Genomic DNA, 12,712 nt, shown 5'->3' with positions numbered 1-12,712 from the left:
AGAAAATGCCCTCCGCAGGCTTATTTGACAAACAACTCCCAATTCCGGGCTTTCACGTGCCCGGCGCGGCAGTAGGCGTCGAACCAAGGCTGGGGTCCAGGGGCAGCGCGCAATCGGCATGGGGCGCGAAGCACAGTGACACCCTGGAGCCTGGCTCGTCGCGTACCACCCACCACTGTTGCGACAAGGGGTTCTTGCGAAAAGTCGTGGGCTGAGTTGTTCCAAGCGACGCAGGATGTCCGGTTCCTTACTTTCGCCATCAAGCCAGTGCCGTCTGGGCGCCTCAACCGTCGATCAACGAGAAGTGCGCGCCCACGCCGGCACGCACGCCCTCGGCCACGGCCAGCGCGACGGAACCGGCGGCAAGGGAGACATCACCACCAGCAAACACACCGGGCACGGAAGTCTGGCGCATTTCATTGGTGTGCAGATAACGGCCGGCCGGGCCATCGACCCGCTCACCGCGGATGCGCCGTACAGCGCCGTGTTAGACGCTGACCCTACGCTCTTCGAGGCCTTCGATGTCAGGCAAGTCGTCGACCACGCCGGGGGGTGGTGCGGCGCACGCTCGGACGTTGCTGCTGGAACGTCTGGTAGAGGTCACGCTGGCGCAGTTGGCCGAGGATTTTGACGAGCGCTATCGCGTCGCGATGATGCCCTAGCGCTGGGCGGGAATGCGGATATCGCCGTCGCGGCACTGGGTTTTGACGCTGCGCGGGCAGCCGGCGAAGGCCAGGTCCTTGGTCAGGCACACGCGCACTTCCGATAACACGTTGCCTTTGCAGATCACCGCCAGCCCATGGCTGCCCATGCGCGGGTTGCTCTCACGAAACAACGCCTCGATCTCACGGGCTTGTAACGACGGCGGCGTATTGAACGGCTGCAGTTGCTGCGCAATGTTCACCACACCCAGCGCCTCGTCGGTTTTTTCCAGATACGCCAGTGGCTCCAGCCCGCTGCAGGTGCCATGCTTGGCCCATTCGTGCCGAAGCAGTGAACGGGTCGGGAACAATGCAGCACCTTTTTCGATTTCTTCGCGACTCAACTGCGATCGCGCTGAGCACGAAGCCGGCCACCCACCCCGTGCGTACTGCGGCCATAAGCCATGCAGCACAAAGCCGTAGCCCTTGCCCGAACACTGTTCATTGGCCGGGTGCGTGAGGCAGAAGGTTGGCGACCATGACAACGACAGCACATAGAAATCAAACTCTCCAGGCGTGCCTTGGCTACGCGGGGCCGCCACTGCACTTGTGGCGAGTACCAGCCACACCATCATCCAGTATTTCATTGGTCTGTTCCTTGGAAAAAGAAAACCCTATCGCGACTACCCAGGATGATGGGGGTTACGTTGTAGCACCTTGTCCAGGATCCGATCGGTCTTCAACGCTTCGATGGCCAATGACGGATGCTCGGCTTCGCCACGGATATGCGCATTCATGGCCAATACGTGATGCCACTGGATATGCGCGTGACAGGGTACTTCCAGCACCTCATGGGTCTCGCCCTCAAGGTGCAGGGGCTGGTCCTCGAACACCGAGAACCGGATGCGCCCACGACTGCCGATCATCTCGACCACATCTTCACGCCGGTCCGCGACGAAGCTCCAGCAGCCCATACCCAACGCGCCGGAGCTGAACGTCCAGCACGCCGTCACTGCATCCTCGGCCGCATAGCGCCCGGCCTGGCGCGCGGTGAAGCCCGAGACTTCGATGATGTCCCCGGCCAGGTACTGGAACAGGTCGAAGCCATGGCTGGCCAAGTCGGCGAAATAGCCGCCACCGGCAATCGTCGGGTCGGTACGCCAGTTAGCGGCGCTGGCGTCGTCGACTCCCGCAGGTTTGCACAAGGTCCAGGTCAGGTGACGCAGCTCACCGATGCGCCCGTCCAGCAGCCAGTCACGCACTTGCTGGAAGCGCGGCAGCGAGCGGCGGTAGTAAGAAACAAACAGATGCAGCCCGGCACGCTCGAACGTGCGCTGCATCAACGCGCTCTGCTCGGCATTCAGCGACATGGGCTTCTCGACGCAGCAATGTTTGCCGGCTGCGGCCACCATCAGGCTGTATTCAAGGTGGCTGTCGGGCGGCGTGGCGATGTACACCGCGTCAACGTCGGGGTCGTTGATCAGTGCCTGGGCGTCGGTATAGAAGCGCGCGATACCGTGGCGTGCCGCATAATCACGCACAACAGTTTCACGGCGCCCCATCACGGCCACCAGCGCAGAACCTGGCGCTTTGTAGAAAGCCGGTCCACTCTTCAATTCAGTGACACTGCCACAGCCGATCATGCCCCAGCGTACGGTGCTCATCTGCTCTCCTCGTCCGTTTTGATCAATCGGGCAGTATCCACATCCCCACACGTCAGCGCTATAACCACTTAGCATGACAATTGAATTACAATTTTATGACACTCATTCCGCTGCGGGGCTAAACGATGAAAATACGCGCAACGGTCATCTGCGAACACGAGGGGCATATCCTCTTCGTGCGTAAGGCCAGGTCAAAATGGGCCTTGCCGGGCGGCAAGGTAGAACGCAACGAGCGCCCGGTCGGCGCCGCCGAACGCGAGCTGCAAGAAGAAACCGGGTTGAACGTGGACGGCTTGCTCTACTTGCAAGAGCTGAAAGCCCGCGACACCGTTCACCACGTTTTCGAAGCGTCCGTTGTGAACATTGCCGATGCAAAACCTTGCAACGAAATAATCGATTGCCAGTGGTATCCCTATGGCGCGATGGAAGAACTCGACACCACCGACGCTACCCGACACATCGTTAAATCCTTCCTACGTCGCCTGTAGTTCAGCGCTCTGCCCGCTGGCGACCAATCCTCGCTTCACCAAACCATTCTCTTTCTGCCGTTCGACAAAGGATCTGACGAACGCGGCAGCGGCTGCGTGCGCAATCGGTACTGCCATGGCCTGGCGGATGGTCATGAAGTCCTCTACCAGCCGCCATTGCTCGGTAAGCCTGGTTTGCGCAGCACGCCGTTGGGGGCCAGTTGTTGCAGTACCTGGAGGTCAATCATTGAGCGGTCCTTGCGAATCAGGTTTTTAGAGAGTGGCCACGCCGCCCAGGTAATAACCGCGAACCTCTAAAGGAAGCAAGTTTAATGCTCAAGACCGAGGTTTTTTCCCGGCCATCTGCCCACGCACATACAACGCCTCCACCAACGTCTGCCGCTCCTCCCGAGGCAATGTACTGGCAAACTGCGCCAATGTCGTATCCACCAGCGCCCGCAGCGCCATATCCGCCTCACGCGCCTTGGCCAATTCAGTCACCAGCACATCCCGGTCCAACGTCGGCGCTTCCAACTGCTTGATCACCCCGAACCGCGCCTCCCGGCCCGCCATGACCAGCGGCTGGCTGTCAGCGCTGTTACGGCGCAACAGCTGACGCAACTCCCTGCGCCGCTCCGGCGGTAAGTTGACCATGGCCTGGCGCAGGCCGTGCTGGCTGACCATCGCTACGGCGGGCTTGGCGTTGACCCTCCAATGGTAGAGGCCTCCGCCCACGCCGCCGATCAAAAATACATTGAGCAATACCGAGACAAACAACCACGGTTTCAGGGATTTAGCGGTCATTGCTCGGTGTCCTCGGCGTTGACGGTAAAGATGACTTGCGCATCGCCCTGATCGAAGACACTGGGCAACACTTCGGATGACAACATCGGCAGCGGCACGCTCATCGACGCAACCAGCATCCCGGTAACAATGCCGGCAATGCTCACGCCCACCAGGCCCACAGGCGACAACCAGTTGGCGTAGCGCGACCAGAACGACCTGCGGCGCGGCGCGAACTGGCGGATCTGCCTCGCCAGTGCCGGGTCGGTAAGCGCCAGTTGATAGCTGTTCAGCTGGGCGTCGAGCCAACCGGCCTCCTCCAAGGCCGCGCGGGCACTGGGATGAGCACTTTCAAGCAGTGCCTGCGCTGCGCCTTGCTCCGCCAGAGGCCAGCGCTTTAAATCGGCCCCATAGGCGTCGGCCAGATACGCAAATCGTTCGGGTGTCATGTCTTTCCCCTTCCTGGGCGGCCAAGCCCGGGTGTGTCGGCAAGGCTGCTGCGCAACTGGCGTCGGGCCCGCGACAGCAGGCTCTCCAGTGCCTCGACGCTGATGTTCATCAGGGCCGCGGCGTCGATGTTCGACAGCTCCTGGTAGTACTGCAACACAATGGCTTCGCGCTGGCGCTCGGGCAATGCCGCCAAGGCGGCGGCCATGCGTTCGCTGCGGTCGGCGGTTTCCAACTGTTCATCCAAGGACGGTGCGCTGTCGGCCAATTCCAGCGCTTGCGCGTCGCTCAGAGGGCGCTCCTTGCGCCGGCGCAGGCGGTCATGGCAAAGGTTCAGCGCGACCCGATGCAACCAGCTGTCGAAGCGCGCTTCGCCACTGCGCCAACTCGCCGCCTGGCGCCAGATGCGCAGGAAACTTTCCTGGGCCACGTCCCTGGCTTCATCGGCATCCCCCAGGATCCGGCTGGCAAGCGCCAGCAGACGCGGCAGTTTGCGCGTCACCATTTCGTTGACGGCCGCGGGGTCGTTGTTGCCGATGCGTGCAAGCAGTTCAACGTCCGGATCAGTGTCTTTCAATCGGGCAACTCTCAGTCCGGGTGGCTGATTCAGCGGATCCAATGCCCCTCACGCCAGTACCAATTGGGGCCGTGGGCTTCCCAATGGCCAGGCTCCCAGCGCGCATTGCGCATCACAGGCTGCCAGTGGCCGGGCTTCCAAGCGTAGCCGCGTCCCTCCCAGCGCCAGTGTCCACGGTCCCAGACGTAACCCGGGCGCTCCACGGGGATCATTTCCACGCGCTCCGGCGGCGGCGCCTGGCGGATGATGATTTCGGTCTGGGCAAACGTGGGGGTGCTGACAAACGCGGCGAGCGCCAGCGGAGCAAGCAAGGCAACACGCAATTTGGCCAGGGGTCTCATGGCAACTCCTTCATTCAACGCGCGAAAGTGCGGGTTGCTGATGGGTTGAACGGTGGGTGCAAAAAAATCCGTCGAAGAATGTGCAGGTTATTTGCGCAGGCAGTATTGCCCGGGGGATGGCGGCGCTTGATGAAATGTTTGAAAGCTTCGCGACGGATTTACGCCGCTGGCAGCGTTGAAGGATTAACGCCTATCCACCCAAGAGGACACACCATGTACCGTCGACTTTCCATGCTGGTTGCCGCGTTGCTGATCGTCAGCCTCAGCGGCTGCGTAATCCTGCCGGAGCACCGCCATTGCTGCTGGCGCTATTACGGCGCGCTCGATACGCCGACCCACACCGTCAACGGCTAGCCGACCACCGCAAACCCAAGGCGCCCGGCCGTGATCTCGGTGCGCAACTCGCCAATCAGGTTTGAGATGGAGCGGATGCTGTCCAAACCCTCGGGGGACACGCCGGTCAGCAGCAGGTCGACCCGGCCGGAAACCGCTCGAAGATGTCGATTCGCTGACGTCAAAAAACCCTGCCTGCGACCTCTCGTCTGCTGTTTCGGAGGGCACTTGACTCCACGCGTCGATCACAAGAGGCTCTCGGCCTTTCGCCATCATTCTGAGCAAAGCCCCTATGAGCATCGACCCTCCCAGCCAGCCCGACAGCGATGTGTACAAGACATTATTGGAGTCGACCAAGGCCATCCCCTGGCGCATTGATTGGCAGAGCATGGCCTTCAGTTATATCGGCCCGCAGATCGAGACCTTGCTCGGTTGGAGCCCGCAAAGTTGGGTCAGCGTGGACGATTGGATCGAGCGCATGCACCCGGACGACCGTGAATACGTGGTGAATTTCTGCGTGTCGCAATCCCGCGCAGGGGTCGACCACGAGGCGGATTACCGGGCGCTGACCACGAAGGGCGACTACGTGTGGATTCGCGACGTGGTGCACGTGGTGCGCAAGGACGGTGAAGTCGACGCGCTGATCGGCTTTATGTTCGATATCAGCGAGCGTAAGAAGACCGAAGAACACTTGGTGCGCCTGCAAAAACAACTTGAGGAATATTCCTACCAGGATGGACTGACCGGCATCGCCAACCGACGCATGTTCGACACGGTGCTGGAACGGGAATGGGCCAGCGCCCAGCGCAGTCAGTTGCCACTGTCGCTGATCATCCTGGATATCGATTTTTTCAAGCAGTACAACGACCACTATGGCCATATCAAGGGCGACGAATGCCTGCGCCAAGTCGCGCACACCCTGTCACAGGCCGCCAACCGGCCACGGGATTTCATTGCGCGCATCGGCGGCGAAGAATTTGTGTGGTTACTGCCGGAAACCGATGCGGCGTCGGCCAGGCAAGTGGCGCAACGCTGCCTGCACCTGATTCGCCAAAGGCAGATCGAGCATGGTTTTTCGCCGGTATCGAACCTTTTGACCTTGAGCCTGGGCGTCGGCACACACATCGTAAAACCCGATAGCCCGATGCTGGGGTTTGTCGAAGAGGTCGATAAGTTGTTGTACCAGGCCAAACGCAATGGGCGGATGCGTGCAGCGTTCGCCACAGGTGAAGTTTGACGTTGAGGTCAAATTGCAGGCAAAAAAAATCCCAAGTAGCTGATGGAAACTTGGGATTTAAAAATGCATAAACCGTGGGAGGTGAACGCCCGGCTATAGTAGCGACTGTAAAAAGCTGTAACAAGATTATTTTAATCCTTTCGTCGGATTAAAAGCGCTGTAAGTCATTCAATAACCACACATTTTTTAAGGTGGCGGACTCTATGAATGCCACTTTTTGGTGCAAATACCGCCAAAATTCCCCCTTATAAAAAAGGGTTATTGAATTAAGGCGGCGTCACACTTTTCGACATACGCTCGTTCAACGGCTCACATGTCTCGCGTGTATCAAGGCTATTAGGCAGTAGTGAACGCGCGATACTTTCCACCTGCCGACAGAGTGCCAAGCGCTCGTTGGCGGCTTGCCTCGCGCGATCAACCTGGGCGTTGAGCTGGACAAAATAAATCCCCAGCAATACGGCAACGCAAAGCACTCCGAGCACGAAGTAGCGCACGCTGTTAGAAGACGACGGCTCGGGCGCGTTCATTAGACTACTGCGTCCTGCTCTTCTCGTATCGCACATCATCGCCGTCAACCTGACCGACCACGACCCAACCGAGCCGCTGATAAAAACCGTTGGCGCGTATTTCGTCGCGGCCATCGGTGATCAGATACAGCCGGTCATGGTGTTCAAACAGCGCGGCTTCGGCGACCGCCATCAGCTGACGGCCCAGGCCCAGGTTTTCGTGAGTGGGCCGTACGAACATCGCAAATACCTCGCCTTCGGCCAGGTCGACCATGGCAAAGGCGACGGCCCGGCCATCCACTTCAGCGACCCACACGCAGGGCGCTGCCTCGATGCTCTCGGCCAACACCTGCGGCGTGATGCCCAGCCCAGCCATCTGTTCGACACTCAAATGGTTCTGCACCACCGACGTGCGGATGCTGAACAGCGTGTCGATATCGTCCTGCGTCGCCGTGCGGATTAGCGTTTGCATACTGGCCCCCCTGATAGAGGACGCAATTGTATGCAAATAGAAACACAGTGAATGTCGTGGATTTGTAAAGCGCTCTGCAGGCACTTGTCATGCTGCTTTCGCGAATAAGGAGAGCAGCACGGGGACGAAATAGTCCAGGCCAGCGTGCGTTTCAACACTGCCCTGGAAAGCAGCTTTGGCCCGCGAGTGATTACCGCTACCCGCAAGGGCATGGGCGTATCGCCCCTGCTGCGTTCAGTGCTGTATTTCCAGGAAGATGCCAGCCCAGCGCCGTCGCACTAAGCGGTTATTTGCGGGCAACTTTGTAGCGCACACAGTCCTGATAGAAACTCTGGCGAATCGCCTCGGGTTTCAGCCGTGAGCCGCTGTCGTAGGTCTGTTCAGTGATGCCCATGGCCATCATGCGCATCCAGGATTTATTGAATTTGATGGTTTGGATTTTCTGCCGCGCGGCGTACAGCGACACCCCCGACAACTTGAGTTTCTGGGCCCTGGCGGCGGTGCCTGCGCCCCAACTGCACATATACTTGTCACCCTCGCGCAGCTCCCGTGCCTGCACGGCAGCTGCGCCGCCGGCCAGGGAGCAGGCGATCAGCATGATTCCAACAGTGCGCATTTGCATCCCCACCTAACCACCTGAAAATAAACGCGATTCTGGCGAGGATTTTGTTACAAAGGGGCCATTAAATTGCCTTATTGCGTGCCATCACCACTGGTAAGTGGCGCTCGCCTGCACGGTCCGCTGCGAGCCATACCAGCACCACGAGTAGGAGTAGCAGGAGGCGACGTACTCTTTATTCGCCAGGTTGGTTGCGTTGAGCGCCAGGCGCAGGTTGTCCTTAAGGCTGGTGAGGTTTGGGATGTCGTAGTGCACCGCCGCATCGAACAAGGCGTAGCCCGGCACTTTCAGGGTGTTGGCGGTATCGCCCCAGGACGAGCCGATGTAACGTGCGCCCGCACCCGCGCCGAAGCCCTTGAGGTGGCCATCGTGGAAGGTGTAGTCGGCCCACGCCGACGCAGTGTGGCGCGGTACGGCGTAGGTGGTGGTGCCTTCGGCGGCGAGGTTCGGGCCTACGCCGATATCGCCGATGGGCGAATAGCGCACGGTGTTGTTGGACTGGCTGATGCGGTTGTCCAGATAGGCGTAGGCCGCAGTAATGTCCAGATTATCGTTGAGGCTAGCCTTGCCCTCCAGCTCAAAGCCACGCGATTGCACTTCGCCGTCCTGGCTCTGGCAGCGCCCGCTGCCGCACAGGTGGGTGGGGTCCGGGTCGGTGGTCAGTACGTTGGTCTGGCGCAGGTCGAAGATCGCCGCCGTAATAAAGCTGTTGCTCCCCGGCGGCTGGTACTTGATGCCGACTTCATACTGCTTGCCTTCAGTCGGCTTGAACACCGAGCCGCCATACCCGGTACCCGATTGCGGGTTGAAGGACTCCGCGTAGCTGGCATACGGTGCCAGGCCATTATCGAACAGGTAGACCAGGCCGATACGGCCAGTAAACGCCTTGCTGTCCAACGAAGATTTACTCTTGGCGCCGCTGCGCAGGGTCTGGGTGCTGTTATCGGTGCTGGCCCAGTCATAGCGACCGCCCAGCAGCAATACCCACTTGTCCCACTTCATCTGCTCTTGCAGGTAGACGCCGGTTTGTTCGCTGCGCGAGGTGCCGTCGGTGGTATAGGCCGGCACGGGGACCGCCGCGCCGTAGACCGGATCAAAGATATCCAGGGTAGGTCCGGCCTTGTACACGCCTGAGCCGGACAGCGTATCGGTGCTGGTGTTCTGGTAATCGAGCCCCATCAACAAGGTGTGCTGCAACGGCCCCGTCTCAAATTTGGCCTGCAACTGGTTGTCGAGGGTGTAGGCATCCATATCGACATCACTGGCAATGGTCGAACGCTGGATGGTGCGGTAATCCGATAACAGGATGTTGCTGTAGAGGCTGCGGTATTGGCCTTCGGTGCGCAGGTAACGGGCATTCTGGCGCACGGTCCACACGTCATCGACATGATGCTCGAACGCCCAGCCGATCGAGTAATACTCGCGGTCGCTTTTCTCGAACTTCTTTTCGCCATCGTAGAGATCCACATCGATGCTGCGCCCGGTCGGGCTGTGCAGCACCGAGCCCCAGGCCGGCACCGAGCCGTAAGACGCGCCTTTGGGGTCCTTCTGGAAATGCCCGAGCAGGGTCAACGACGTGGCGTCATCCGGGCGCCAGGTAAAGGCGCTGGACAATGACTGACGGCGCGTCTCGGTGTGTTCCACCTGGCCATCGGCATCGTCGAAAAGCCCGGCCACGCGGTACGAATACACACCCTGATCATCCAGCGGGCCGCTCAAGTCAAAAGTGGTGCGCTTCTTGTTGAAGGTGCCGTATTCCACACCCACTTCATGAAACGGCGCGTCTAACGGGCGCTTGCTGACCATGTTGATCACCCCGCTCGGCGTGCCCTGCCCATATAACACCGACGCAGGGCCGCGCAGCACTTCGACGCGCTCCAGGTCAAACGCGTCCTTTTGCGGCAAGGCGTCACGGCTCGAAGGCATGCGCAAGCCATCGAGGTAAGTGGCCGGGGCAAAACCGCGAATGGTCAACTGATCCAGACGCGACGCGGTGGCGCCACGGGTTTCCGGGATAACAGCGGCGCTATAGCGCAGGATCTGGTTAAGGCTCTCGGCGTTTTGCGCACGCATCTGGTCTTTGGTGACGATGGAGATCGACTGCGGGGTTTCGATCAACGCGGTATCCGTTTTGGTGCCCGACAAACTGCGCGTGGCCACATAACCCGACACCGGACCGGTCGGGCTTTCGGCTTGGTACGCACCGCTGATGGTGGTGGCCTGCAGCTCCATGGCCGCGCCGTTATCCGGGATAGCTTCCAGGCGGTAGCGATCGGCGGAGAGTTTCATCGCCTGCAGGCCGCTGCCAGCGAGCAGTTGGTTCAGCGCAACTCCGGTGTCGTATTGCCCGCTCAACCCCTTGCTGCGCTTGCCCCGGGTCAAGCTCGCATCGAAGGCCAACACCAGGCCCGCCTGCTCGGCCAGGCTATTGAGCGCCTGGCTCAGGTCACCGGCAGGAATCGAGAAACCGCGCACGGCGCTGCTGCTTTCTTCGGCGAAGACGGTTTGGGCAGTCAGCAACGGCACGGCGGCAAAAGCCATCGCCACTGACAGGGTCAGTGGGTGCAAGGGACGAGCAAGGCGCGACATGGGAAATCCTGCGTAAGGGAGGTTCTATTAACCATGACGGCCATGTCGGGGAATCGGGCAAGGATGAGAGCGATTTTTATTTGAGAGTGGTTGCTGCAATCAGTTTTATCGCTTTTTTGTGTAGCTCTTGGGGTTGGTATTGCGCGGTTATTTCCCCTTTGTAGTGGGCCTTTTCTGAATTTCTCAACCGTTCATCCAGCCGCTTTTTGCTCCGGCATGCTCCGACGCCTTGCCCTTTGTCGAGCCGTCACGGATGACCCACGCTTCCCACATCAGCCTTATCGAATTTGAGCTCGATGGCTTTCATCAGAGCGTGGAGATTTATCGCCAGCAGATGGGCGCTTGGTATTCGCGTGCGCTGGATTCGGTGAGCCACGGGTTGGACATGCCGTCGTTGCTGGGGATGGATCGGGTGTTGCGGGTCGGGGGTTCGCAGCGGTCGGTGAGCATGGCAGATACGGGCTTTGCGACCGTGGCCCAATGCCCGATGGGCGGCGAGCTGAAAATCGAGAGCCTGTTCGAGTCGGTGTATGACGTGCCGATCGGCGATATCCCGGTGGAGGTGGTCGGGCTGGATGACGGCAGCTCCACCGTGATCATGCTGGATGAACAGGGTAAAGGCTCACACCACTGCGCCGCCGGCGGGCGGTATCAGGTGCGGGTGCAGGGCGGCGTTTCTGCGGAGCAGGTAGACGCGCTATTTGCCTCTTACGCTGGGCTGATGGCGGATCTGGAGCAGTGGCTTCGGTCGCAGTGGGCTGGGTTTAAGCCGCATTGGGAGCGATCTACTGCCAGCGCGATTGGCAGCGGCCTATTGGCGGGCAGTTGGGCGGCGCTCCGTGATGTGTGGGACAGCATCAAGCTGGTGCAGGCAATTCTTGAAGACCCGCTGAAGTTCGTCGAGCAACTGGGTGATCAGGCCGACAAGTTGGCACAAATCGCCACCGACGCCCCCAAGGTCATGGAGCAGGCGATGTTGCTGGCCAGTGATGAGGCGGCGCTGTTCCTGTTGGTGCGCACGGCGATGATCTGGCTGGACGCGTTACCGCCCGGTGAAATGGCCGAGGTGGCGGCTGGGTTCGTGGTGTCGTTGCTGGTTGATCTGGTAATTGGCGTGGTGTTGACCATCGCATTGCCAGCGGCGGGCGTGGCGTATTTGAGCTTGCGGTTGGTCAAGTATGGCGCGCAGATCCTCGAGGCGGCGGTGAGCTTTGTCAGGGGGCTTCTGGCGATTCTGAAGAAGTTTATGCAGGCCATGGATCGCTACAAGGCGGTGGCCGTTCGCGGGGTGGTTGGCGGGCTGAAGCAAGGCACGATGCAGATGCGCTGGAAGGCCCGGCAAAACGCGGTATTGAAGCAGACAGAGCATGTAGATGACGTGCCTGCTGGTTCGAAAAATCCGGCGGGAGATGCGACGCCTGCTTCGGATAAGACCGCGACCAATGGCTGCCCGGTGTCGATGGTCACCGGGGAGGAATTGCTGACGCTGACCGATGGTGCGCTCGATGGGATTTTGCCGTTCGAGTGGACTCGGTTGTACCGCACCAGTGCGGTGGAAGTGGATTGCGGGCTGGGGTTTGGCTGGAGTCATTCGCTGGCGCATCGGCTTGCTGTTTCTGGTGACTCGGTGGTGTGGACGGATCATGAGAATCGGTCGACTACCCTGCCCTTGCCTTCTGTTTCTCGGCCAGCAATCACCAATAGCTTGGCTGAAGTGGCGATCTACCTGGGGTCTTTGCCTGATGAGTTGGTGCTGGCTCAGGCATCGCGTTTCTACCATTTTCGCGACGGTGTGCTGACAGCGATCAGCGATGCGTATGACAACCGGTTACGCATTTTCCGTAACTACCTCGGGCAGATCGAGCGGCTGGACAACGGCGTCGGGCGCTCGTTTTTTTTGCGCTATGCATCGGGCCGCATTGTCGCGGTGGATTACCAAGTTGAACGGGCAGTGGATGACGGTCCGTTTGTCTGGGTGACGGAGCAGAAGGTTGTTTCCTACGCCTATGACGCTGCCGGTCGGTTGGTTTCAGCGA

The 12,712-nt window shown here is 60.0% G+C and carries 14 protein-coding genes and 3 pseudogenes; 6 read left to right on the top strand and 11 right to left on the bottom strand.

The window, feature by feature from the left end; genetic code table 11:
- Positions 1 to 283 precede the first annotated feature (283 nt).
- Positions 284 to 454: pseudogene (locus AACY30_RS20250) on the bottom strand (thioredoxin reductase); the annotation flags it as partial.
- Positions 455 to 566: 112 nt separating this feature from the next.
- Here AACY30_RS20250 and AACY30_RS20245 point away from each other — a divergent pair.
- Positions 567 to 662 (top strand): annotated as a pseudogene (locus tag AACY30_RS20245) (transcriptional regulator); the annotation flags it as partial.
- On the opposite strand, the gene AACY30_RS20240 reads toward AACY30_RS20245, so the two are convergent.
- Together AACY30_RS20240 and AACY30_RS20235 are read right to left on the bottom strand one after the other, a co-directional pair.
- On the bottom strand, positions 659 to 1,288 hold the full coding sequence (locus AACY30_RS20240) for a ribonuclease T2 (protein WP_339541017.1): 630 nt from the start codon (positions 1,286 to 1,288) through the stop codon (positions 659 to 661). The pseudogene AACY30_RS20245 and the gene AACY30_RS20240 overlap by 4 nt on opposite strands.
- 36 nt (positions 1,289 to 1,324) lie before the next feature.
- Complete coding sequence (locus AACY30_RS20235; protein ID WP_339541016.1) at positions 1,325 to 2,305, bottom strand: Gfo/Idh/MocA family protein; 981 nt, start codon at positions 2,303 to 2,305, stop codon at positions 1,325 to 1,327.
- Between the two features lie 125 nt (positions 2,306 to 2,430).
- Here AACY30_RS20235 and AACY30_RS20230 point away from each other — a divergent pair, with 125 nt between their 5' ends.
- A complete protein-coding gene (locus AACY30_RS20230; RefSeq protein ID WP_339541015.1) occupies positions 2,431 to 2,793 on the top strand; it encodes an NUDIX hydrolase in 363 nt (120 codons plus the stop codon).
- A gap of 315 nt (positions 2,794 to 3,108) precedes the next feature.
- On the opposite strand, the gene AACY30_RS20225 is transcribed toward AACY30_RS20230, so the two are convergent.
- From AACY30_RS20225 to AACY30_RS20210, 4 genes are read right to left on the bottom strand one after another with little or no spacing between them, the layout of a single operon-like run.
- On the bottom strand, positions 3,109 to 3,576 hold the full coding sequence (locus tag AACY30_RS20225; RefSeq protein ID WP_339541014.1) for a periplasmic heavy metal sensor: 468 nt from the start codon (positions 3,574 to 3,576) through the stop codon (positions 3,109 to 3,111).
- A complete protein-coding gene (locus AACY30_RS20220; protein ID WP_339470786.1) occupies positions 3,573 to 4,004 on the bottom strand; it encodes a hypothetical protein in 432 nt (143 codons plus the stop codon). The genes AACY30_RS20225 and AACY30_RS20220 overlap by 4 nt, the downstream gene beginning before the upstream one ends.
- Complete coding sequence (locus AACY30_RS20215) at positions 4,001 to 4,579, bottom strand: RNA polymerase sigma factor (protein ID WP_339541013.1); 579 nt, start codon at positions 4,577 to 4,579, stop codon at positions 4,001 to 4,003. Before AACY30_RS20215 ends, AACY30_RS20220 begins: the two co-directional genes overlap by 4 nt.
- A 29-nt stretch (positions 4,580 to 4,608) precedes the next feature.
- Entirely contained in the window at positions 4,609 to 4,920 is a 312-nt protein-coding gene (locus AACY30_RS20210; RefSeq protein WP_339470783.1) for a YXWGXW repeat-containing protein, read from the bottom strand.
- Between the two features lie 213 nt (positions 4,921 to 5,133).
- Here AACY30_RS20210 and AACY30_RS20205 point away from each other — a divergent pair, with 213 nt between their 5' ends.
- Positions 5,134 to 5,274: a hypothetical protein gene (locus AACY30_RS20205; RefSeq protein ID WP_167345841.1), complete on the top strand. Its 141-nt coding sequence runs from the start codon at positions 5,134 to 5,136 to the stop codon at positions 5,272 to 5,274.
- On the opposite strand, the pseudogene AACY30_RS20200 reads toward AACY30_RS20205, so the two are convergent.
- Positions 5,271 to 5,405 (bottom strand): annotated as a pseudogene (locus tag AACY30_RS20200) (DUF1652 domain-containing protein); the annotation flags it as partial. The gene AACY30_RS20205 and the pseudogene AACY30_RS20200 sit on opposite strands and share 4 nt — an antisense overlap.
- A 140-nt stretch (positions 5,406 to 5,545) precedes the next feature.
- Here AACY30_RS20200 and AACY30_RS20195 point away from each other — a divergent pair.
- Entirely contained in the window at positions 5,546 to 6,490 is a 945-nt protein-coding gene (locus AACY30_RS20195) for a sensor domain-containing diguanylate cyclase (protein WP_339470781.1), read from the top strand.
- 531 nt (positions 6,491 to 7,021) lie between these two features.
- Here the strand turns inward: AACY30_RS20195 and AACY30_RS20190 are convergent.
- Positions 7,022 to 7,468: a GNAT family N-acetyltransferase gene (locus tag AACY30_RS20190; RefSeq protein ID WP_339418314.1), complete on the bottom strand. Its 447-nt coding sequence runs from the start codon at positions 7,466 to 7,468 to the stop codon at positions 7,022 to 7,024.
- 144 nt (positions 7,469 to 7,612) lie between these two features.
- Between AACY30_RS20190 and AACY30_RS20185 the strand changes: the two genes are divergently transcribed.
- Positions 7,613 to 7,750, top strand: coding sequence for a hypothetical protein (locus AACY30_RS20185; protein ID WP_445261447.1), 138 nt, complete (start codon positions 7,613 to 7,615; stop codon positions 7,748 to 7,750).
- A gap of 4 nt (positions 7,751 to 7,754) precedes the next feature.
- On the opposite strand, the gene AACY30_RS20180 is transcribed toward AACY30_RS20185, so the two are convergent.
- Together AACY30_RS20180 and AACY30_RS20175 are read right to left on the bottom strand one after the other, a co-directional pair.
- Entirely contained in the window at positions 7,755 to 8,084 is a 330-nt protein-coding gene (locus AACY30_RS20180; protein ID WP_339470776.1) for a hypothetical protein, read from the bottom strand.
- Between the two features lie 90 nt (positions 8,085 to 8,174).
- Positions 8,175 to 10,676: a TonB-dependent siderophore receptor gene (locus tag AACY30_RS20175; RefSeq protein ID WP_339541012.1), complete on the bottom strand. Its 2,502-nt coding sequence runs from the start codon at positions 10,674 to 10,676 to the stop codon at positions 8,175 to 8,177.
- Between the two features lie 253 nt (positions 10,677 to 10,929).
- Between AACY30_RS20175 and AACY30_RS20170 the strand changes: the two genes are divergently transcribed.
- Positions 10,930 to 12,712, top strand: a 1,783-nt coding sequence (locus tag AACY30_RS20170; protein ID WP_339541011.1) for a DUF6531 domain-containing protein, incomplete at its 3' end; no start/stop codon positions are given.

Origin of the sequence: Pseudomonas sp. RA_5y_Pfl1_P24, assembly GCF_963970945.1 — a bacterium.
GTDB classification, from domain to species: domain Bacteria; phylum Pseudomonadota; class Gammaproteobacteria; order Pseudomonadales; family Pseudomonadaceae; genus Aquipseudomonas; species Aquipseudomonas tritici.
This window is presented reverse-complemented; position numbering and strand designations above follow the sequence as displayed.

Excerpts from the sequence above, each read along its gene's own strand:
- AACY30_RS20240 (WP_339541017.1), bottom strand. The coding sequence starts at position 1,288 with ATGAAATACTGGATGATGGTGTGGCTGGTACTCGCCACAAGTGCAGTG.
- AACY30_RS20235 (WP_339541016.1), bottom strand. The coding sequence starts at position 2,305 with ATGAGCACCGTACGCTGGGGCATGATCGGCTGTGGCAGTGTCACTGAA.
- AACY30_RS20230 (WP_339541015.1), top strand. The coding sequence starts at position 2,431 with ATGAAAATACGCGCAACGGTCATCTGCGAACACGAGGGGCATATCCTC.
- AACY30_RS20225 (WP_339541014.1), bottom strand. The coding sequence starts at position 3,576 with ATGACCGCTAAATCCCTGAAACCGTGGTTGTTTGTCTCGGTATTGCTC.
- AACY30_RS20220 (WP_339470786.1), bottom strand. The coding sequence starts at position 4,004 with ATGACACCCGAACGATTTGCGTATCTGGCCGACGCCTATGGGGCCGAT.
- AACY30_RS20210 (WP_339470783.1), bottom strand. The coding sequence starts at position 4,920 with ATGAGACCCCTGGCCAAATTGCGTGTTGCCTTGCTTGCTCCGCTGGCG.
- AACY30_RS20205 (WP_167345841.1), top strand. The coding sequence starts at position 5,134 with ATGTACCGTCGACTTTCCATGCTGGTTGCCGCGTTGCTGATCGTCAGC.
- AACY30_RS20195 (WP_339470781.1), top strand. The coding sequence starts at position 5,546 with ATGAGCATCGACCCTCCCAGCCAGCCCGACAGCGATGTGTACAAGACA.
- AACY30_RS20190 (WP_339418314.1), bottom strand. The coding sequence starts at position 7,468 with ATGCAAACGCTAATCCGCACGGCGACGCAGGACGATATCGACACGCTG.
- AACY30_RS20180 (WP_339470776.1), bottom strand. The coding sequence starts at position 8,084 with ATGCGCACTGTTGGAATCATGCTGATCGCCTGCTCCCTGGCCGGCGGC.
- AACY30_RS20175 (WP_339541012.1), bottom strand. The coding sequence starts at position 10,676 with ATGTCGCGCCTTGCTCGTCCCTTGCACCCACTGACCCTGTCAGTGGCG.